Consider the following 21,032-nt stretch of genomic DNA (forward strand, 5'->3'; position numbering starts at 1 on the left):
GAGAGATCATTCTGATCTTTCTTTACTATGTTCCTTGAAAACTAGATAACGAAAACAATTCAAGTAATTCACTGAGTTTAAACGCTTAGTTTAGTGATTCTCTTAATAATTGATTTAAACGACATCTTCGATGTCAAAGGTTAAGTTGTTAAGGGCGCACGGTGGATGCCTTGGCACTAGGAGCCGATGAAGGACGGTACTAACACCGATATGCTTCGGGGAGCTGTAAGTAAGCTTTGATCCGGAGATTTCCGAATGGGGAAACCCACTGCTCGTAATGGAGTAGTATCTTCACCTGAATACATAGGGTGATGATGGCAGACCCGGGGAACTGAAACATCTAAGTACCCGGAGGAAGAGAAAGCAAACGCGATTTCCTGAGTAGCGGCGAGCGAAACGGAAGAAGCCCAAACCAAGAGGCTTGCCTCTTGGGGTTGTAGGACACTCTATACGGAGTTACAAAGGAACGGAGTAAATGAAGAGGTCTGGAAAGGCCCGTCAAAGAAGGTAACAACCCTGTAGTTGAAACTTCGTTCCCTCCAGAGTGGATCCTGAGTACGGCGGGACACGTGAAATCCCGTCGGAAGCAGGGAGGACCATCTCCCAAGGCTAAATACTCCCTAGTGACCGATAGTGAACCAGTACCGTGAGGGAAAGGTGAAAAGCACCCCGGAAGGGGAGTGAAAGAGATCCTGAAACCGTGTGCCTACAAGTAGTCAAAGCCCGTTAATGGGTAATGGCGTGCCTTTTGTAGAATGAACCGGCGAGTTACGATCCCGTGCAAGGTTAAGTTGATAAGACGGAGCCGCAGCGAAAGCGAGTCTGAATAGGGCGAATAAGTACGTGGTCGTAGACCCGAAACCAGGTGATCTACCCATGTCCAGGGTGAAGTTCAGGTAACACTGAATGGAGGCCCGAACCCACGCACGTTGAAAAGTGCGGGGATGAGGTGTGGGTAGCGGAGAAATTCCAATCGAACTTGGAGATAGCTGGTTCTCTCCGAAATAGCTTTAGGGCTAGCCTTGAAATGAGAGTCTTGGAGGTAGAGCACTGATTGGACTAGGGGCCCCCATCGGGTTACCGAATTCAGTCAAACTCCGAATGCCAAAGACTTATGTTCAGGAGTCAGACTGCGAGTGATAAGATCCGTAGTCAAGAGGGAAACAGCCCAGACCACCAGCTAAGGTCCCAAAGTATACGTTAAGTGGAAAAGGATGTGGAGTTGCTTAGACAACCAGGATGTTGGCTTAGAAGCAGCCACCATTTAAAGAGTGCGTAATAGCTCACTGGTCGAGTGACTCTGCGCCGAAAATGTACCGGGGCTAAACGTATCACCGAAGCTGTGGACTGTTCTTTTAGAACAGTGGTAGGAGAGCGTTCTAAGGGCTGTGAAGCCAGACCGTAAGGACTGGTGGAGCGCTTAGAAGTGAGAATGCCGGTATGAGTAGCGAAAGAGGGGTGAGAATCCCCTCCACCGAATGCCTAAGGTTTCCTGAGGAAGGCTCGTCCGCTCAGGGTAAGTCGGGACCTAAGCCGAGGCCGAAAGGCGTAGGCGATGGACAACAGGTTGAAATTCCTGTACCACCTCCTCACCGTTTGAGCAATGGGGGGACGCAGAAGGATAGGGTAAGCGCGCTGTTGGATATGCGCGTCCAAGCAGTTAGGCTGACAACGAGGCAAATCCCGTTGTCACATAAGGCTGAGCTGTGATGGCGAGGGAACTATAGTACCGAAGTTCCTGATTCCACACTGCCAAGAAAAGCCTCTAGCGAGGTGAGAGGTGCCCGTACCGCAAACCGACACAGGTAGGCGAGGAGAGAATCCTAAGGTGAGCGAGAGAACTCTCGTTAAGGAACTCGGCAAAATGACCCCGTAACTTCGGGAGAAGGGGTGCTTTTTAGGGTGAATAGCCCGGAAAAGCCGCAGTGAATAGGCCCAGGCGACTGTTTAGCAAAAACACAGGTCTCTGCGAAGCCGCAAGGCGAAGTATAGGGGCTGACGCCTGCCCGGTGCTGGAAGGTTAAGGGGAGAGGTTAGCGCAAGCGAAGCTTTGAACCGAAGCCCCAGTAAACGGCGGCCGTAACTATAACGGTCCTAAGGTAGCGAAATTCCTTGTCGGGTAAGTTCCGACCCGCACGAAAGGCGTAACGATCTGGGCACTGTCTCAACGAGAGACTCGGTGAAATTATAGTACCTGTGAAGATGCAGGTTACCCGCGACAGGACGGAAAGACCCCGTGGAGCTTTACTGTAGCCTGATATTGAATTTTGGTACAGCTTGTACAGGATAGGTAGGAGCCTGAGAAGCCGGAGCGCTAGCTTCGGTGGAGGCGTCGGTGGGATACTACCCTGGCTGTATTGAAATTCTAACCCACAGCCCTGATCGGGCTGGGAGACAGTGTCAGGTGGGCAGTTTGACTGGGGCGGTCGCCTCCTAAAATGTAACGGAGGCGCCCAAAGGTTCCCTCAGAATGGTTGGAAATCATTCGTAGAGTGTAAAGGCACAAGGGAGCTTGACTGCGAGACCTACAAGTCGAGCAGGGACGAAAGTCGGGCTTAGTGATCCGGTGGTTCCGCATGGAAGGGCCATCGCTCAACGGATAAAAGCTACCCCGGGGATAACAGGCTTATCTCCCCCAAGAGTCCACATCGACGGGGAGGTTTGGCACCTCGATGTCGGCTCATCGCATCCTGGGGCTGTAGTCGGTCCCAAGGGTTGGGCTGTTCGCCCATTAAAGCGGTACGCGAGCTGGGTTCAGAACGTCGTGAGACAGTTCGGTCCCTATCCGTCGTGGGCGTAGGAAATTTGAGAGGAGCTGTCCTTAGTACGAGAGGACCGGGATGGACGCACCGCTGGTGTACCAGTTGTCTTGCCAAAGGCATAGCTGGGTAGCTATGTGCGGAAGGGATAAGTGCTGAAAGCATCTAAGCATGAAGCCCCCCTCAAGATGAGATTTCCCATCACATTAGTGAGTAAGATCCCTGAAAGATGATCAGGTTGATAGGTCAGAGGTGGAAGCGCGGTGACGTGTGGAGCTGACTGATACTAATCGATCGAGGACTTAACCTAAATAGAAAAGCGGAAGAAGCTCGTTCAAATCCATAGGGAATTGGAGCGATCGAGATGAAGTCGTTCTTTGACTTCTTCGAGAGAGTGAAATTACCGTAGGATTTAGCTTCTGGAGCTGGACATGTAAGAACGTTAAACTCAGTCGTGAATTGAATTGTAAATCGTTATCTAGTTTTGAAGGAATATATTTTCTTCAAAAAATATATTGATTTTTCGACAGAATATTATATAATAGTTTTTGTCGCTAAAATTGAATGAGATATCTGGTAATGATGGCGAAGAGGTCACACCCGTTCCCATGCCGAACACGGAAGTTAAGCTCTTCAGCGCCGATGGTAGTTGGGGGTTTCCCCCTGTGAGAGTAGGACGTTGCCAGGTATAATGGAGGATTAGCTCAGCTGGGAGAGCACCTGCCTTACAAGCAGGGGGTCGGCGGTTCGATCCCGTCATCCTCCACCATAGTTTTTTCGCGCCAGCGAAAATAACTTACCATATGCCGGTGTAGCTCAACTGGTAGAGCAACTGACTTGTAATCAGTAGGTTGGGGGTTCAAGTCCTCTCGCCGGCACCATTCATTTTATTAATAATATTACTCATTTCTTAAATGAGCCATTAGCTCAGTTGGTAGAGCATCTGACTTTTAATCAGAGGGTCGAAGGTTCGAGTCCTTCATGGCTCACCATTTAACACACCTTGCGGGTGTGGCGGAATTGGCAGACGCGCTAGACTTAGGATCTAGTGTCTTTATGACGTGGGGGTTCAAGTCCCTTCACCCGCACCAGATTTTTTGCAATGATAAAATTAATTATCTAATATGCGGAAGTAGTTCAGTGGTAGAACACCACCTTGCCAAGGTGGGGGTCGCGGGTTCGAATCCCGTCTTCCGCTCCAATAGTAAGTGCCGGGGTGGCGGAACTGGCAGACGCACAGGACTTAAAATCCTGCGGTAGGTGACTACCGTACCGGTTCGATTCCGGTCCTCGGCACCATAGTTTTTATAATTCAATTTAGATTATTAGCGCCCGTAGCTCAATTGGATAGAGCGTTTGACTACGGATCAAAAGGTTAGGGGTTCGACTCCTCTCGGGCGCGCCATATTCGGGAAGTAGCTCAGCTTGGTAGAGCACTTGGTTTGGGACCAAGGGGTCGCAGGTTCGAATCCTGTCTTCCCGACCATTAACTAAATTACGGGGCCTTAGCTCAGCTGGGAGAGCGCCTGCTTTGCACGCAGGAGGTCAGCGGTTCGATCCCGCTAGGCTCCACCAAAACTTTTTAAAAAAATATCTTGCTTTTCTCAAATGAGAATGATATTATAATAAAGTTGTTGTTAAACAATGATCTTTGAAAACTAAACAAAACCAAGCGTGCAAATGTTAATTTCGATTAACAAAAAACGTACTATATAGTACAAACTTTTATGAGCTATATCAACTCTTTATTGGAGAGTTTGATCCTGGCTCAGGACGAACGCTGGCGGCGTGCCTAATACATGCAAGTCGAGCGAACCAATGGGAGCTTGCTCCCTGAGGTTAGCGGCGGACGGGTGAGTAACACGTGGGTAACCTGCCTGTAAGATTGGGATAACTCCGGGAAACCGGAGCTAATACCGGATAATATTTTGAACCGCATGGTTCAAAATTGAAAGACGGCTTCGGCTGTCACTTACAGATGGACCCGCGGCGCATTAGCTAGTTGGTGAGGTAACGGCTCACCAAGGCGACGATGCGTAGCCGACCTGAGAGGGTGATCGGCCACACTGGGACTGAGACACGGCCCAGACTCCTACGGGAGGCAGCAGTAGGGAATCTTCCGCAATGGACGAAAGTCTGACGGAGCAACGCCGCGTGAACGATGAAGGCCTTCGGGTCGTAAAGTTCTGTTGTTAGGGAAGAACAAGTACCAGAGTAACTGCTGGTACCTTGACGGTACCTAACCAGAAAGCCACGGCTAACTACGTGCCAGCAGCCGCGGTAATACGTAGGTGGCAAGCGTTGTCCGGAATTATTGGGCGTAAAGCGCGCGCAGGCGGTTTCTTAAGTCTGATGTGAAAGCCCACGGCTCAACCGTGGAGGGTCATTGGAAACTGGGGAACTTGAGTGCAGAAGAGGAGAGTGGAATTCCACGTGTAGCGGTGAAATGCGTAGAGATGTGGAGGAACACCAGTGGCGAAGGCGACTCTCTGGTCTGTAACTGACGCTGAGGCGCGAAAGCGTGGGGAGCGAACAGGATTAGATACCCTGGTAGTCCACGCCGTAAACGATGAGTGCTAAGTGTTAGAGGGTTTCCGCCCTTTAGTGCTGCAGCAAACGCATTAAGCACTCCGCCTGGGGAGTACGGTCGCAAGACTGAAACTCAAAGGAATTGACGGGGGCCCGCACAAGCGGTGGAGCATGTGGTTTAATTCGAAGCAACGCGAAGAACCTTACCAGGTCTTGACATCCTTCGCTACTTCTAGAGATAGAAGGTTCCCCTTCGGGGGACGAAGTGACAGGTGGTGCATGGTTGTCGTCAGCTCGTGTCGTGAGATGTTGGGTTAAGTCCCGCAACGAGCGCAACCCTTGATCTTAGTTGCCAGCATTCAGTTGGGCACTCTAAGGTGACTGCCGGTGACAAACCGGAGGAAGGTGGGGATGACGTCAAATCATCATGCCCCTTATGACCTGGGCTACACACGTGCTACAATGGATGGTACAAAGGGCTGCAAGACCGCGAGGTCAAGCCAATCCCATAAAACCATTCTCAGTTCGGATTGCAGGCTGCAACTCGCCTGCATGAAGCCGGAATCGCTAGTAATCGCGGATCAGCATGCCGCGGTGAATACGTTCCCGGGCCTTGTACACACCGCCCGTCACACCACGAGAGTTTGTAACACCCGAAGTCGGTGGGGTAACCGTAAGGAGCCAGCCGCCTAAGGTGGGACAGATGATTGGGGTGAAGTCGTAACAAGGTAGCCGTATCGGAAGGTGCGGCTGGATCACCTCCTTTCTAAGGAAAATGGAGCACGCTTGGTATTTTGTTTAGTTTTGAGAGATCATTCTGATCTTTCTATATGAGTAAGACTCAATACATAGGAGTCTAAATGCAAAGTGCATTTGAACATCCTGTGTTTTATGTTCCTTGAAAACTAGATAACGAAAACAATTCAAGTAATTCACTGAGTTTAAACGCTTAGTTTAGTGATTCTCTTAATAATTGATTTAAACGACATCTTCGATGTCAAAGGTTAAGTTGTTAAGGGCGCACGGTGGATGCCTTGGCACTAGGAGCCGATGAAGGACGGTACTAACACCGATATGCTTCGGGGAGCTGTAAGTAAGCTTTGATCCGGAGATTTCCGAATGGGGAAACCCACTGCTCGTAATGGAGTAGTATCTTCACCTGAATACATAGGGTGATGATGGCAGACCCGGGGAACTGAAACATCTAAGTACCCGGAGGAAGAGAAAGCAAACGCGATTTCCTGAGTAGCGGCGAGCGAAACGGAAGAAGCCCAAACCAAGAGGCTTGCCTCTTGGGGTTGTAGGACACTCTATACGGAGTTACAAAGGAACGGAGTAAATGAAGAGGTCTGGAAAGGCCCGTCAAAGAAGGTAACAACCCTGTAGTTGAAACTTCGTTCCCTCCAGAGTGGATCCTGAGTACGGCGGGACACGTGAAATCCCGTCGGAAGCAGGGAGGACCATCTCCCAAGGCTAAATACTCCCTAGTGACCGATAGTGAACCAGTACCGTGAGGGAAAGGTGAAAAGCACCCCGGAAGGGGAGTGAAAGAGATCCTGAAACCGTGTGCCTACAAGTAGTCAAAGCCCGTTAATGGGTAATGGCGTGCCTTTTGTAGAATGAACCGGCGAGTTACGATCCCGTGCAAGGTTAAGTTGATAAGACGGAGCCGCAGCGAAAGCGAGTCTGAATAGGGCGAATAAGTACGTGGTCGTAGACCCGAAACCAGGTGATCTACCCATGTCCAGGGTGAAGTTCAGGTAACACTGAATGGAGGCCCGAACCCACGCACGTTGAAAAGTGCGGGGATGAGGTGTGGGTAGCGGAGAAATTCCAATCGAACTTGGAGATAGCTGGTTCTCTCCGAAATAGCTTTAGGGCTAGCCTTGAAATGAGAGTCTTGGAGGTAGAGCACTGATTGGACTAGGGGCCCCCATCGGGTTACCGAATTCAGTCAAACTCCGAATGCCAAAGACTTATGTTCAGGAGTCAGACTGCGAGTGATAAGATCCGTAGTCAAGAGGGAAACAGCCCAGACCACCAGCTAAGGTCCCAAAGTATACGTTAAGTGGAAAAGGATGTGGAGTTGCTTAGACAACCAGGATGTTGGCTTAGAAGCAGCCACCATTTAAAGAGTGCGTAATAGCTCACTGGTCGAGTGACTCTGCGCCGAAAATGTACCGGGGCTAAACGTATCACCGAAGCTGTGGACTGTTCTTTTAGAACAGTGGTAGGAGAGCGTTCTAAGGGCTGTGAAGCCAGACCGTAAGGACTGGTGGAGCGCTTAGAAGTGAGAATGCCGGTATGAGTAGCGAAAGAGGGGTGAGAATCCCCTCCACCGAATGCCTAAGGTTTCCTGAGGAAGGCTCGTCCGCTCAGGGTAAGTCGGGACCTAAGCCGAGGCCGAAAGGCGTAGGCGATGGACAACAGGTTGAAATTCCTGTACCACCTCCTCACCGTTTGAGCAATGGGGGGACGCAGAAGGATAGGGTAAGCGCGCTGTTGGATATGCGCGTCCAAGCAGTTAGGCTGACAACGAGGCAAATCCCGTTGTCACATAAGGCTGAGCTGTGATGGCGAGGGAACTATAGTACCGAAGTTCCTGATTCCACACTGCCAAGAAAAGCCTCTAGCGAGGTGAGAGGTGCCCGTACCGCAAACCGACACAGGTAGGCGAGGAGAGAATCCTAAGGTGAGCGAGAGAACTCTCGTTAAGGAACTCGGCAAAATGACCCCGTAACTTCGGGAGAAGGGGTGCTTTTTAGGGTGAATAGCCCGGAAAAGCCGCAGTGAATAGGCCCAGGCGACTGTTTAGCAAAAACACAGGTCTCTGCGAAGCCGCAAGGCGAAGTATAGGGGCTGACGCCTGCCCGGTGCTGGAAGGTTAAGGGGAGAGGTTAGCGCAAGCGAAGCTTTGAACCGAAGCCCCAGTAAACGGCGGCCGTAACTATAACGGTCCTAAGGTAGCGAAATTCCTTGTCGGGTAAGTTCCGACCCGCACGAAAGGCGTAACGATCTGGGCACTGTCTCAACGAGAGACTCGGTGAAATTATAGTACCTGTGAAGATGCAGGTTACCCGCGACAGGACGGAAAGACCCCGTGGAGCTTTACTGTAGCCTGATATTGAATTTTGGTACAGCTTGTACAGGATAGGTAGGAGCCTGAGAAGCCGGAGCGCTAGCTTCGGTGGAGGCGTCGGTGGGATACTACCCTGGCTGTATTGAAATTCTAACCCACAGCCCTGATCGGGCTGGGAGACAGTGTCAGGTGGGCAGTTTGACTGGGGCGGTCGCCTCCTAAAATGTAACGGAGGCGCCCAAAGGTTCCCTCAGAATGGTTGGAAATCATTCGTAGAGTGTAAAGGCACAAGGGAGCTTGACTGCGAGACCTACAAGTCGAGCAGGGACGAAAGTCGGGCTTAGTGATCCGGTGGTTCCGCATGGAAGGGCCATCGCTCAACGGATAAAAGCTACCCCGGGGATAACAGGCTTATCTCCCCCAAGAGTCCACATCGACGGGGAGGTTTGGCACCTCGATGTCGGCTCATCGCATCCTGGGGCTGTAGTCGGTCCCAAGGGTTGGGCTGTTCGCCCATTAAAGCGGTACGCGAGCTGGGTTCAGAACGTCGTGAGACAGTTCGGTCCCTATCCGTCGTGGGCGTAGGAAATTTGAGAGGAGCTGTCCTTAGTACGAGAGGACCGGGATGGACGCACCGCTGGTGTACCAGTTGTCTTGCCAAAGGCATAGCTGGGTAGCTATGTGCGGAAGGGATAAGTGCTGAAAGCATCTAAGCATGAAGCCCCCCTCAAGATGAGATTTCCCATCACATTAGTGAGTAAGATCCCTGAAAGATGATCAGGTTGATAGGTCAGAGGTGGAAGCGCGGTGACGTGTGGAGCTGACTGATACTAATCGATCGAGGACTTAACCTAATTAAAGAGCGTTAGCTTAGTGAATTGAATTGTGATTCGTTATCTAGTTTTGAAGGAATATCCTTCAAACTAAATATTAATTATTTGGTGATGATGGCGAAGAGGTCACACCCGTTCCCATGCCGAACACGGAAGTTAAGCTCTTCAGCGCCGATGGTAGTTGGGGGTTTCCCCCTGTGAGAGTAGGACGTCGCCAAGTAAGAAGAGAAAAAGATCAGTAGATACTGGTCTTTTTTTGTGTGGTTAAAGGTTGTTAAACCGAAGGTTTGAATATAAGAATTAGAGACAAATTAAAACTACTAGCCTGAGGCTTGGGAGAAGCAAGAAGGTAAAGGAAGCGCAGGGAGTGAAGACCGGAGTGTGCGGTCTTGGCACATGAGGATCTGAACGAACAAGCTAACGCGGAGATTCGAAACTTATCGCAAGCTGATAGTCCGAATGCAGAAGTTAAGCTCTTGCGCCGATGGTAGTTGGAGGTTTCCCCTGTGAGAATAGGATGTCGCCAAGTAAGAAGAGGAAAAAGATCAGTAGAAATGCTGGTCTTTTTTGTGTAGTAAAAGGGGGTAATTAAGAACGGAAATTTTTAAGAAGTTTGCGAGAAGTGGAAGTTGTAGAAATATGTAGTATCGAAGATAAAACGGCAAAAATCTTAGATAAATCTTCCATAATCGTAGATAAACTTCTTAGATTGCCAAATAAACTTGAACCTAACAGAAAAGAACATTGAGATTAGCCTACAATTTATGACTATTTTCTATAACATAAAAAGATTGTCTTTATAAAATTAGATGAGAGCGTAAAATCATGCAAAATAGTCCATTGAAGACTTTATTCGACAAATTTTAGCAAATTACGGGAAGTGACAGGCACCCCCACCAGGCACCCCCACCAGACACCCCCACCAGACACCCCCATCAAAAAAATAAGTGTTTGAAAACTATCTTTTGAGTATATATATATTAGAACAACTTATATGTCTTATTAAACTAGGGGAAATGTATATGTTTGAGTTTCTTAGTCAAGAGGATTATACGATGTTTTCTCGTATCCTTATTGCAGCTCTTTTATGTGGAGTTATAGGGTTAGAACGGGAGTTTAAGAATCATCCTGCGGGGTTTCGAACACATTTGTTAGTAGGAATTGGATCATGTCTTATGATGATATTGTCTTTGTATGGTTTTGAGCATTATCTTCAGGATCATAAAGCTGTGCAATTCGATCCGTCACGGATTCCATCTTATGTGATTAGTGGCATAGGTTTTTTAGGTGGAGGAACCATTCTAGTAAAAGGTGCAACGGTTAGAGGATTAACAACAGCTGCTTCTATCTGGATTGTAGCTGGATTAGGTTTAATTATCGGATCAGGAATGTATATTCTGGCATTTTTTACAACGATTATTGTGTTAATGTGTCTCATTTTTTTAAATAGATTAGAGAAGTATATGTATGTAAAAAAGACAAGAAGAAAGATGAAGGTTGTTGTAAATTCAACTAAATCTTCAATTGATGAAGTGATTCAGCGTCTTTCGACATATAGCATTAAGACAAATAGTATTGTGATGACATCAAGTCGAAAGGACCGAGATGGGAATGTAACTTTTTATTATCAGTTAGATATTAATATTAACATTCATTCAATAGGGCATGAAAAGTTGGAGCTTGTACTAAAGGAAATCAAGGAAGTAGAAAAAATCTTTTAAATAAGGTTTCACTTCTTTCTATTTTGGCAATATTTAAAATGAAACAGAAGAGTTGAAAAATTTTTCTGTTCGTTTTATATTTAGATTATAGTCAAATATAGTCAAAGTCAGTGAGGGGGAGGTTGAGTGAGAAATATTTCAGACATTATTGAACAGTATTTAAAAAAAGTGCTGGACAGTAGTGGTAAAGAAATTGTTGAAATTAAACGCAGTGAAATAGCTGATCAATTTCAATGTGTGCCTTCACAGATAAACTATGTTATAAACACAAGATTTACGATTGAAAGAGGTTATCTAGTAGAAAGTAAGCGTGGTGGAGGAGGCTATATTAGAATTATTAAAGTTCATGCTGAAACTCAAGCACACTTACTTGATCAATTACTAGCTTTAATAAACAATCGCCTCTCACAAGCAGCTGCAGAGGATATCATTAGTCGGCTTGTAACTGAAGAGGTCATATCCCCTCGAGAAGCAAAGCTGATGATGAGTGTTATAGATCGTTCAGTCCTATATATCGACCTTCCTCATAGGGATGAATTAAGGGCAAGAATGGTGAAAGCCATGTTAACTTCATTGAAATATAAGTGAAAGTAGGGGAGACGGATGATTTGCCAGGAATGTAATGAAAGACCGGCAACGTTTCACTTTACAAAAGTGATTAATGGTGAGAAAACAGAAGTTCATATATGTGAGCACTGTGCGAAAGAAAATAGTGAATTTTTTATGTTTAATTCAAGTTCAGGATTCTCGTTAAACAGCCTGTTAACAGGTTTACTTAATATGGAGCATGGCTTTGCTAAAGCAGAGGAGCAGAATGTGTTTAAAACAGAAAGTGTTCCTCAATGTGATCGATGTAAAATGACCTTCCAGGATTTTAAGAAATCTGGTAGGTTTGGTTGCTCTAATTGTTACCCAACTTTTAAAAATTATATTACTCCGATTCTAAGACGTGTTCATGGTGGAAACACAGAACATTCCGGGAAAATCCCAAAGAGAATTGGTGGAGATATTCATATAAGGAAAAAAATTGAGGATCTAAAAGAGAAAATACGAAGTCTTATTAGTCAAGAAGAGTTTGAACAAGCTGCACTGGTAAGAGATGAAATCCGCTCACTTGAAAAAAAATTAAGTAGCTTTGATGAGGAGGGATTTTAGATGTCACTCCAGAACTTTATGAATAAGGCGATGAGTGCTTGGATGAGTCAGGAAGGTCCTGATTCAGACATTGTATTAAGCAGCCGAATTCGTTTAGCACGAAATATAGATCAATATAAATTCCCTACTCTCTCTACAAATGAGGAAGCCCAGGAAGTTCTAAATTTCTTTGAAAACACATATGCAAATAAAACATTCAAAAAATTAGGCCAATTAGAGCTTTTAAAAATGAATGATTTGCAAGCAATTCAGAAAAGGGTCCTTGTAGAAAAGCATTTGATAAGCCCTAACTTAGCTGACCACTCAGATTATGGAGGCTGTTTGCTTTCTGAAAATGAAGAGGTAAGCATAATGTTAAATGAAGAGGATCATATCCGTATTCAATGCTTATATCCTGGATTTCAGCTGGAAGAAGCCTTAAGTACTGCGAATCAGTTGGATGATTGGATTGAAGAAGAAGTTGATTATGCCTTCGATGAACAAAGAGGATATCTAACAAGCTGTCCTACCAATGTAGGAACAGGGCTTAGGGCATCAGTGATGATGCATCTCCCAGCGTTAGTTATCACTCAAAAAATTAATCGAATTATCCCGGCAATTAATCAGCTTGGCTTGGTTGTAAGAGGGATATATGGAGAAGGCAGTGAAGCAGTAGGAAATCTGTTTCAAATATCAAACCAAATTACATTAGGTAAGTCAGAGAAGGATATTGTAGAGGATCTTGTTAGTGTTGTACAACAGCTAATTGAGCAGGAAAGATCTACTCGCGAAGCTCTATATCAGTCCTCACAAACTCAGTTAGAAGACAGGGTTTACCGTTCCTTTGGAACTTTGGTATACTGCCGAAGCATAGAATCTAACGAGACTGCAAAATGCTTATCTGATGTTAGATTAGGTATTGATTTAGGAATTATTAAAGATATTTCCCGTACTATTTTAAATGAACTGATGATATTAACACAGCCTGGATTTTTGCAGCAGTATTTTGGAGGACCATTACGTCCAAATGAGAGAGATATTCGTCGTGCTGCACTCATTAGAGAGCGGTTAAACCTGGAAATGGATCGTAATAAACGGATGGAGGATGATGAATTATGATGTTTGGAAGATTTACAGAACGCGCGCAAAAAGTACTGGCTTTAGCACAAGAGGAAGCAGTTCGATTAGGTCATAATAATATTGGAACAGAGCATATTCTTCTAGGTCTTGTTAGTGAAGGCGAAGGCATAGCTGCTAAAGCTTTACTAGCATTAGGTCTAGGTCCAGATAAAATTCAAAAAGAAGTAGAAGGATTGATTGGTAGAGGTCAAGATGCATCACAAACTATTCACTATACACCAAGAGCAAAAAAGGTGATTGAGCTATCAATGGACGAAGCAAGAAAGCTGGGACATTCTTATGTTGGAACAGAACATATTCTCCTAGGACTTATTCGTGAGGGAGAAGGGGTAGCTGCACGAGTACTTAATAATTTAGGTGTAAGTTTAAACAAAGCAAGACAACAGGTTCTTCAATTATTAGGAAGCAACGAATCTTCAGCAAACCATCAAGGTGGAGGCATTACTAATGCTAATACACCTACTTTGGATAGTCTTGCACGTGATTTAACGGCAATTGCTAGAGAAGGAAGCTTAGATCCTGTAATTGGTAGAAGTAAGGAAATTCAACGTGTTATTGAAGTGTTGAGTAGACGTACGAAAAACAACCCTGTATTAATTGGAGAGCCAGGTGTTGGTAAAACGGCCATAGCTGAAGGCTTGGCTCAACAAATTGTCCAAAATGAAGTACCGGAAATTTTACGTGATAAGCGTGTTATGACGTTAGATATGGGAACGGTTGTTGCAGGGACAAAATACCGTGGTGAATTTGAAGATCGCCTGAAAAAGGTAATGGATGAAATTCGTCAAGCGGGTAATATCATTCTCTTTATCGATGAGTTGCACACATTAATTGGTGCTGGTGGTGCAGAAGGAGCTATTGATGCTTCAAATATTCTTAAGCCTTCGTTAGCTCGTGGTGAGCTACAATGTATTGGTGCAACAACACTTGATGAATATAGAAAGTACATTGAAAAAGATGCTGCATTAGAGCGTAGATTCCAGCCAATTCAAGTTGATGAACCATCTGTTGATGAAAGTGTTCAAATATTAAAAGGTTTACGTGATCGTTATGAGGCACATCATAGAGTATCAATTACAGATGAAGCGATTGATGCTGCTGTTAAATTATCAGATCGTTATATCTCTGATCGTTTCCTTCCAGACAAAGCGATTGATTTAATTGATGAAGCAGGTTCAAAAGTTCGCTTACGTTCTTTTACTACACCGCCTAATTTAAAAGAGCTTGAACTAAAGCTTGAGGAAATCCGTAAGGAAAAAGATGCCTCTGTTCAAAGCCAAGAGTTTGAAAAAGCAGCATCTTTACGTGATACAGAGCAACGTTTACGTGAGCAGCTAGAAGAAACGAAAAAAACATGGAAAGAAAAACAAGGTCAAGAAAATACTGAAGTGACAGTTGAAGATATTGCGATGGTTGTTTCTAGTTGGACTGGTGTTCCAGTTTCCAAGTTGGCACAAACAGAAACTGACAAACTGTTAAATATGGAAAGCCTCCTTCATTCAAGGGTAGTCGGTCAAGAAGAAGCGGTAGTTGCTGTTGCAAAAGCAGTACGCCGTGCTCGTGCTGGCTTAAAGGATCCAAAACGTCCAATCGGTTCATTCATCTTCTTAGGACCAACGGGTGTAGGAAAAACTGAGTTAGCTCGTGCTCTAGCAGAATCGATCTTTGGTGATGAAGATGCGATGATTCGTATTGATATGTCTGAGTATATGGAGAAGCACTCAACATCACGTCTTGTTGGTTCACCTCCAGGATATGTAGGATATGATGAAGGTGGTCAGTTAACAGAGAAGGTTAGAAGAAAGCCTTACTCAGTTGTTCTTTTAGATGAGATTGAAAAAGCCCACCCTGATGTGTTTAATATTTTACTTCAAGTATTAGAAGACGGAAGATTAACGGATTCTAAAGGGCGTACTGTAGACTTTAGAAATACGATTTTAATTATGACTTCTAACGTTGGAGCTAGTGAACTAAAACGCAATAAGTATGTTGGCTTTAATATTCAAGATGAAACACAAAATTATAAAGACATGAAAGATAAGGTAATGAATGAGTTAAAACGTGCATTCCGTCCTGAATTCATCAACCGTATTGATGAAATCATTGTCTTCCATTCTTTAGAGAAAAAGCATCTAAAAGAAATCGTTTCGCTTATGTCTGATCAATTAACGAAACGTTTAAAAGAACAAGATCTTTCATTAGAATTAACAGAATCTGCGAAAGAGAAAATTGCAGATGAAGGAATTGACTTAGAATATGGTGCAAGACCATTGCGTCGTTCGATTCAAAAGAATGTGGAAGATCGTCTTTCTGAAGAGCTGTTAAAAGGTACAATTGATAAAGGCCAAAAAATTATTCTTGATGTGGAAAATGGCGAGTTTGTTGTGAAAACAGCTGAAAAAGAAGAAGTGAAATCTAATTAAATAAAGATAGTTTAGAGGCATACGATTTTAATTGTGTGCCTCACTTTCTTTTTTCTCCTATGGATAATACTACGGACATGGGAATAAGATAATCCTCCTTTTACCCGTCTGGAAAGATTAAACGTAATTTCCGAAAAGATTTCCCTTGATAACACCTTCAGTTTTATATAATTAAGGATAAGTATCATAATTAACTTGTCTATTTGGTAATCTAATAAGAGAGGAACAATTTTATGGCAAAAGCAAAGGTAAAGTTTATTTGTCAAACCTGTGGATATGAATCACCGAAGTGGATGGGAAAATGCCCAGGATGTGGTGAATGGAATACAATGACAGAAGAAGTATTAAAGTCTGGGTCACCTCGAAGGGCTGTTTTTGCTCATTCCAATCAAACGGTACAAAAACCCTCGCCGATCACAACAATTGAAACAACCCAAGAACCAAGAATATTTACAAACCTTAAAGAATTTAACCGTGTACTCGGAAGTGGTATTGTGAAGGGATCTTTAGTTTTAATTGGTGGTGACCCTGGTATTGGGAAATCAACACTGTTATTACAAGTATCCTCTCAATTAGCTGATAACGGTCATGATGTTTTATATATATCTGGTGAAGAATCAGTTAAGCAAACGAAATTAAGGGCAGATCGCTTAGGGGTAAAATCTAATAAATTATTAGTTTTATCTGAAACAGATTTAAGCTTTATTTCAAAAGCAATCGACGAAACAAACCCAGCCTTTGTAGTGGTCGATTCGATTCAAACTGTTTATCATAGTGAAATAAGCTCTGCTCCAGGTAGTGTGTCTCAAGTAAGAGAATCAACGGCTGAATTAATGAGAATAGCCAAAACAAAGGGAATTGCGGTATTCATTGTTGGTCATGTAACGAAAGAGGGTTCAATTGCAGGTCCAAGGCTTTTAGAGCATATGGTTGATACTGTCCTCTATTTTGAAGGAGAAAGGCATCATACGTATCGAATATTACGTGCTGTAAAAAACCGTTTTGGATCCACAAATGAAATGGGAATTTTTGAGATGAAAGAAGCTGGTTTAGAAGAGGTGCAAAATCCATCAGAGATTTTTCTAGAAGAGAGGTCTAAGGGTGCAGCAGGTTCAACAGTTGTTGCCTCGATGGAAGGTACCAGATCAGTGCTTGTTGAAATTCAGGCTCTTATCTCTCCGACCAGTTTTGGAAATCCAAGGAGAATGGCAACTGGAATAGATCATAATCGAGTGCCATTGTTAATGGCTGTTTTAGAGAAACGTGTTGGTCTTCTTTTGCAAAACCAGGATGCATATCTAAAGGTTGCCGGAGGCGTAAAGCTTGATGAACCTGCTATTGATTTAGCTGTTGCTGTTAGTATTGCATCTAGTTTTAAGGATGCACCACCAAAACCAACTGACGTTATTATCGGAGAAGTTGGGTTAACAGGTGAGGTTCGTAGAGTGTCGAGAATTGAACAAAGAGTGATTGAGGCTGCAAAGCTAGGTTTTAAGAGGGCGGTCATTCCACATGCAAATATAGGCGGTTGGAATCCACCAGATGATATAGAAATTATAGGAGTAAAAAATGTAGCAGAGGCCCTCCAAAAAACATTAGGGGGATCATAAATGACAGATATAGAGAGTAAGTCAGGCGAAAAGACATTAAATGAAATTTTGCAGTTTGTAGCGCCTGGAACACCTATTAGAGAAGGGATAGAAAATGTACTTCGAGCAAAAACAGGTGGGTTAATTGTTGTTGGTCATAATGACAAGGTAAAGGAAGTGATTGATGGAGGCTTTACAATTGAATGTCCATTTTCATCTGCTCATTTATATGAGCTTGCGAAAATGGATGGAGCTATCATCTTAAGTGATTCAGGAAACAAAATCATGTATGCAAATGCTCAACTGGTTCCTGACCCTACTGTTTACTCCTCTGAAACGGGCATGAGACATCGTACGGCTGAGCGTGTGGCGAAACAAACGGGTAATTTAGTTATTGCTATTTCACAAAGAAGAAATGTAATCACGCTGTATCATGGAGAGCTTAGATATGCATTAAGGGATATAGGTGTTATCTTAACAAAAGCAAATCAAGCCATTCAAACATTAGAAAAATATAAAATTGTATTAGATCAATCAATCATGACGCTAGGTGCACTTGAACTAGAAGAGCTAGTGACATTTAAAGAAGTCCTTCAAGTACTTCACAGGTTTGAGATGGTTCTTAGAATTAAGGATGAAATAAATGATTATGTGAATGAACTTGGAGCTGAAGGACATCTGATTCGCTTGCAGTTAGCGGAACTTTTGACAGGGTTAGAAGAAGAAGCGGCTCTTTTAATTAAGGATTATGCTGTCGATAAGTCAGTTGACCCTTACCCTGTCATTAAACAGCTTCAAGACTTATCGAGCTTTGAGCTTTTGGAAGATTCCGTTCTGTTTAAATTATTAGGTTATTCTTCTTTTACAAATATAGATAGTCCAGTTATTTCACGTGGTTATCGCATTTTAAACAAGATTCCGAGACTGCCTACGATAATTATTGAAAATTTAGTGACAACATATAAAAATTTGAAACTTATTATGAAAGCATCCGTAGAACAGTTAGACGAGGTAGAAGGAATTGGTGAGGTAAGAGCTAAGAAAATAAAAGAAGGATTGAAGAGATTGCAAGACCAACTACTAATTGATCGTCATATATAAGAAGATTTCATGAAATTTTTACGATTACTGTTTTAATTTCTGTAAAATAGGGTATATTAAAATTGTTTTTTAATGTATGTGTTTTTGGGTCATAGCCAAGATTACAGACATGTATCAATCTATTTACATTTTAATTTATCTATTTCACATGTCAGCAAATTAGGATAAAGTAGTAATAATTAAAAAGGAGGTGAAGGTATGTTAATTAAACGCATAATCCAACTATTTTTTCTAAGTGTAGGTGGGATGTTAGGAATCCTATTTATGCCACAACTACTTGAATTAATGAATATGCAGGACATACCTTTTATTAATACACCTTATACGCTAGCAGTACTAGGTGCAATCATATTCTTTGTGGCAACATTTTGGTTGGTCGATTATGTTGTGAATTGGATCAGGGTCTTAGAAGAAGCTGTTGTAAAAGCCCCTGTTACAGATGTTTTATTTGGTAGTCTAGGATTAATATTTGGTCTTATAGTTGCTTTTCTTATTGTTATCCCTTTAAATACGATCCAGTACCAAGTCTTTAACACCATTATTCCAATATTCTTAACGCTACTGCTTGGGTACTTAGGTTTTCAAGTAGGATTTAAGAAACGAGACGAACTAATTAATGTTTTTACAGTTCAAAATAAAATAGGTAAGAAAAAAGGAATCTCTGATGACGAGGTTGAAGTTGAAGATAAAAAGCTAAAAATATTGGACACGAGTGTCATTATAGATGGGCGAATTGCGGATATCTGTCAAACAGGATTCCTAGAAGGAACCATCGTTATCCCTCAATTTGTTCTAGAAGAATTACAGCATATCGCGGATTCTTCTGATGTACTAAAAAGAAATCGTGGAAGAAGAGGTCTTGATATCTTAAACCGTATTCAAAAAGAGCTTTCTATAAATGTAGAAATTTATGAAGGTGATTTTGAGGAAATACAAGAGGTGGATAGTAAACTCGTTAAGCTTGCAAAACTCACATCTGGTGTTGTTGTAACAAATGATTTTAACCTCAATAAAGTATGTGAATTACAAAAGGTTCATGTATTGAATATTAATGATTTGGCGAATGCGGTTAAGCCTGTTGTGTTACCTGGTGAAGAAATGAATGTTCAGGTCATTAAAGACGGGAAAGAGCATAATCAAGGTGTTGCCTATTTAGATGATGGAACAATGATTGTTGTTGAGGATGGCCGAAATTACATTGGAAAGCATATTGATGTGCTTGTAACAAGCGTCCTTCAGACTTCGGCTGGAAGAATGATCTTTGCAAAACCCAAGCTATTAGAAAAAGCATTATAATATACCTCAGCCCATGAAACATTTAACTCTATGTCTCATGGGCTGTTTTACATATAGAGAGGAATCTTTTATTATGATGTTATACTGAATTATTGAAGGAGTAACTCCAATGAATTATCAAGTCATAATACCTGCTGCTGGTCAGGGTAAGCGGATGAATGCAGGTAAGAATAAGCAGTTTATTCAACTAGAACAGATTCCAATTATTATACATACATTAAAGGTTTTTGAAGAACATTCCCATTGTAAGGGTATTATATTAGTAATTAATGACGCGGAAAAAGCTGACTTTCAACAGCTGATAAAAAAATACCGCATATCCAAAATCAAACATTTAGTATCTGGTGGACAAGAGCGCCAATACAGTGTTTATAACGGGCTAAAGGCAGTGGAAGAGGGAGATTTAGTTCTTGTTCATGATGGAGCAAGACCTTTTCTTACTCATGAAAGTATAGAGGCACTTTTGTCAAAAACGATCATAACCGGTGCGGCAACACTTGCTGTACCAGTTAAAGATACAATAAAGAGAGCGAAAGATGGAGTGGTAGTCGAAACAGTTGAACGTTCTTCACTTTGGTCAATCCAAACTCCACAAGCGTTCCATTTATCAATTATTTTAGAAGCACATGAAAAAGCAGTGAGAGAAAACTTTCTAGGAACAGATGATGCGAGTCTTCTAGAAAGAGTAGATCAAGCGGTTTCGATCGTTGCTGGTGAATATACAAATATTAAAATCACAACACCCGAGGATCTGTACATAGCAGAGGCAATTTTGTCGAAGAGAAAGATGTAAAATTCATAGTGTCTATTAGGGTATAGAAAGTGGGAATAATAATGATAAGAGTTGGACAAGGTTTTGATGTACATCAATTAGTGGAAAATCGCCCATTAATAATCGGTGGAATTGAGATTCCATATGAAAAAGGGTTATTAGGCCATTCAGATGCTGATGTATTATTACATACAGTGGCAGATGCTTGCTTAGGTGCAATCGGTGAAGGGGATATTGGGAAACACTTCCCTGATACAGATCCCACTTTCAAAGATGCGGATTCTGCAAAGTTATTAAAACATGTGTGGGAGATCGTAAAAAATAAAGGTTATGAATTAGGTAATATTGATTGTACAATTATTGCGCAAAAGCCTAAAATGGCACCATTTATTGAAGACATGAGAAATAGGATTGCTGAATTATTAGAAGCTGAAGTATCACAAGTCAATGTAAAAGCAACAACAACCGAAAAATTAGGTTTTGCAGGTAGACAAGAGGGAATTGCTTCAATGGCAACAGTCCTTATTCAGCAGCGTACATAACACAGATTAGTTTGTTGATTTATTTTGTATCTGCTTTATTTTGGTGGTAAAATTAGGTCTGGTCTTATACGTTATTCGTAATTTTACATAAAAATTATTAACTATGGGTTGCTT

10 protein-coding genes, 9 tRNA genes and 5 rRNA genes are annotated in these 21,032 nt (G+C 42.9%); all 24 read left to right on the forward strand.

The genetic code is table 11. The annotated features are described in order from the left end of the window. Positions 1 to 138 precede the first annotated feature (138 nt). The 24 genes from LPC09_RS00485 to ispF all read left to right on the forward strand — a co-directional run bounded on the left by LPC09_RS00485 (position 139) and on the right by ispF (position 20,918). Positions 139 to 3,069: ribosomal RNA gene (locus LPC09_RS00485) — 23S ribosomal RNA — on the forward strand. 262 nt (positions 3,070 to 3,331) lie between these two features. Next, positions 3,332 to 3,447: ribosomal RNA gene (gene rrf / locus LPC09_RS00490) — 5S ribosomal RNA — on the forward strand. A 5-nt stretch (positions 3,448 to 3,452) separates the two neighbouring features. Then, positions 3,453 to 3,528, forward strand: a tRNA-Val gene (locus LPC09_RS00495). Between the two features lie 36 nt (positions 3,529 to 3,564). Next, positions 3,565 to 3,640 (forward strand) — tRNA-Thr (locus LPC09_RS00500). 35 nt (positions 3,641 to 3,675) lie between these two features. Beyond that, positions 3,676 to 3,751 (forward strand) — tRNA-Lys (locus tag LPC09_RS00505). Between the two features lie 13 nt (positions 3,752 to 3,764). After that, a tRNA-Leu gene (locus LPC09_RS00510) sits at positions 3,765 to 3,850 on the forward strand. A 35-nt stretch (positions 3,851 to 3,885) separates the two neighbouring features. After that, positions 3,886 to 3,960: transfer RNA gene (locus LPC09_RS00515), tRNA-Gly, on the forward strand. Positions 3,961 to 3,969: 9 nt separating this feature from the next. Next, positions 3,970 to 4,058, forward strand: a tRNA-Leu gene (locus LPC09_RS00520). A 29-nt stretch (positions 4,059 to 4,087) separates the two neighbouring features. Further along, positions 4,088 to 4,164 (forward strand) — tRNA-Arg (locus LPC09_RS00525). Positions 4,165 to 4,168: 4 nt separating this feature from the next. Then, positions 4,169 to 4,245, forward strand: a tRNA-Pro gene (locus LPC09_RS00530). 13 nt (positions 4,246 to 4,258) lie between these two features. Continuing rightward, positions 4,259 to 4,334, forward strand: a tRNA-Ala gene (locus LPC09_RS00535). A 170-nt stretch (positions 4,335 to 4,504) separates the two neighbouring features. Then, a 16S ribosomal RNA gene (locus LPC09_RS00540) occupies positions 4,505 to 6,054 on the forward strand. Between the two features lie 236 nt (positions 6,055 to 6,290). Further along, positions 6,291 to 9,221, forward strand: a 23S ribosomal RNA gene (locus LPC09_RS00545). A gap of 83 nt (positions 9,222 to 9,304) precedes the next feature. Next, positions 9,305 to 9,420: ribosomal RNA gene (gene rrf, locus LPC09_RS00550) — 5S ribosomal RNA — on the forward strand. Together the 16S, 23S and 5S rRNA genes with 9 tRNA genes alongside form the textbook arrangement of a ribosomal RNA operon. Positions 9,421 to 10,222: 802 nt before the next feature. Continuing rightward, on the forward strand, positions 10,223 to 10,921 hold the full coding sequence (locus tag LPC09_RS00555) for an MgtC/SapB family protein (RefSeq protein WP_231308790.1): 699 nt from the start codon (positions 10,223 to 10,225) through the stop codon (positions 10,919 to 10,921). A 126-nt stretch (positions 10,922 to 11,047) separates the two neighbouring features. Beyond that, positions 11,048 to 11,509 carry a CtsR family transcriptional regulator gene (locus LPC09_RS00560; RefSeq protein WP_121664157.1) on the forward strand — a complete coding sequence of 154 codons (462 nt, stop codon included), beginning with the start codon at positions 11,048 to 11,050 and terminating at the stop codon, positions 11,507 to 11,509. Positions 11,510 to 11,524: 15 nt separating this feature from the next. After that, positions 11,525 to 12,076 carry a protein-arginine kinase activator protein McsA gene (locus tag LPC09_RS00565; protein WP_231308791.1) on the forward strand — a complete coding sequence of 184 codons (552 nt, stop codon included), beginning with the start codon at positions 11,525 to 11,527 and terminating at the stop codon, positions 12,074 to 12,076. Beyond that, positions 12,077 to 13,174 (forward strand): protein-arginine kinase McsB, encoded by a 1,098-nt coding sequence (locus LPC09_RS00570; RefSeq protein WP_231308792.1) that lies wholly within the window; start codon positions 12,077 to 12,079, stop codon positions 13,172 to 13,174. Beyond that, positions 13,171 to 15,618 (forward strand): ATP-dependent protease ATP-binding subunit ClpC, encoded by a 2,448-nt coding sequence (gene clpC / locus LPC09_RS00575; RefSeq protein WP_098798351.1) that lies wholly within the window; start codon positions 13,171 to 13,173, stop codon positions 15,616 to 15,618. Before LPC09_RS00570 ends, clpC begins: the two co-directional genes overlap by 4 nt. Before the next feature lie 233 nt (positions 15,619 to 15,851). Further along, positions 15,852 to 17,228, forward strand: coding sequence for a DNA repair protein RadA (gene radA, locus LPC09_RS00580; protein ID WP_231308793.1), 1,377 nt, complete (start codon positions 15,852 to 15,854; stop codon positions 17,226 to 17,228). Continuing rightward, the gene (gene disA / locus LPC09_RS00585; protein WP_098798349.1) at positions 17,229 to 18,308 is read left to right on the forward strand and encodes a DNA integrity scanning diadenylate cyclase DisA; all 1,080 of its coding nucleotides are present in this window, start codon (positions 17,229 to 17,231) and stop codon (positions 18,306 to 18,308) included. A gap of 198 nt (positions 18,309 to 18,506) precedes the next feature. After that, complete coding sequence (locus tag LPC09_RS00590; protein ID WP_098798348.1) at positions 18,507 to 19,604, forward strand: PIN/TRAM domain-containing protein; 1,098 nt, start codon at positions 18,507 to 18,509, stop codon at positions 19,602 to 19,604. Positions 19,605 to 19,713: 109 nt separating this feature from the next. After that, positions 19,714 to 20,397, forward strand: a complete 684-nt coding sequence (ispD, locus tag LPC09_RS00595) for a 2-C-methyl-D-erythritol 4-phosphate cytidylyltransferase (RefSeq protein WP_231308794.1) — start codon at positions 19,714 to 19,716, stop codon at positions 20,395 to 20,397. A gap of 41 nt (positions 20,398 to 20,438) precedes the next feature. Next, positions 20,439 to 20,918 carry a 2-C-methyl-D-erythritol 2,4-cyclodiphosphate synthase gene (gene ispF, locus LPC09_RS00600; protein WP_231308795.1) on the forward strand — a complete coding sequence of 160 codons (480 nt, stop codon included), beginning with the start codon at positions 20,439 to 20,441 and terminating at the stop codon, positions 20,916 to 20,918. The last annotated feature ends 114 nt before the right edge of the window (positions 20,919 to 21,032 follow it).

The organism is Metabacillus sp. B2-18 (genome assembly GCF_021117275.1).
In the GTDB taxonomy this organism is placed as follows: domain Bacteria; phylum Bacillota; class Bacilli; order Bacillales; family Bacillaceae; genus Metabacillus.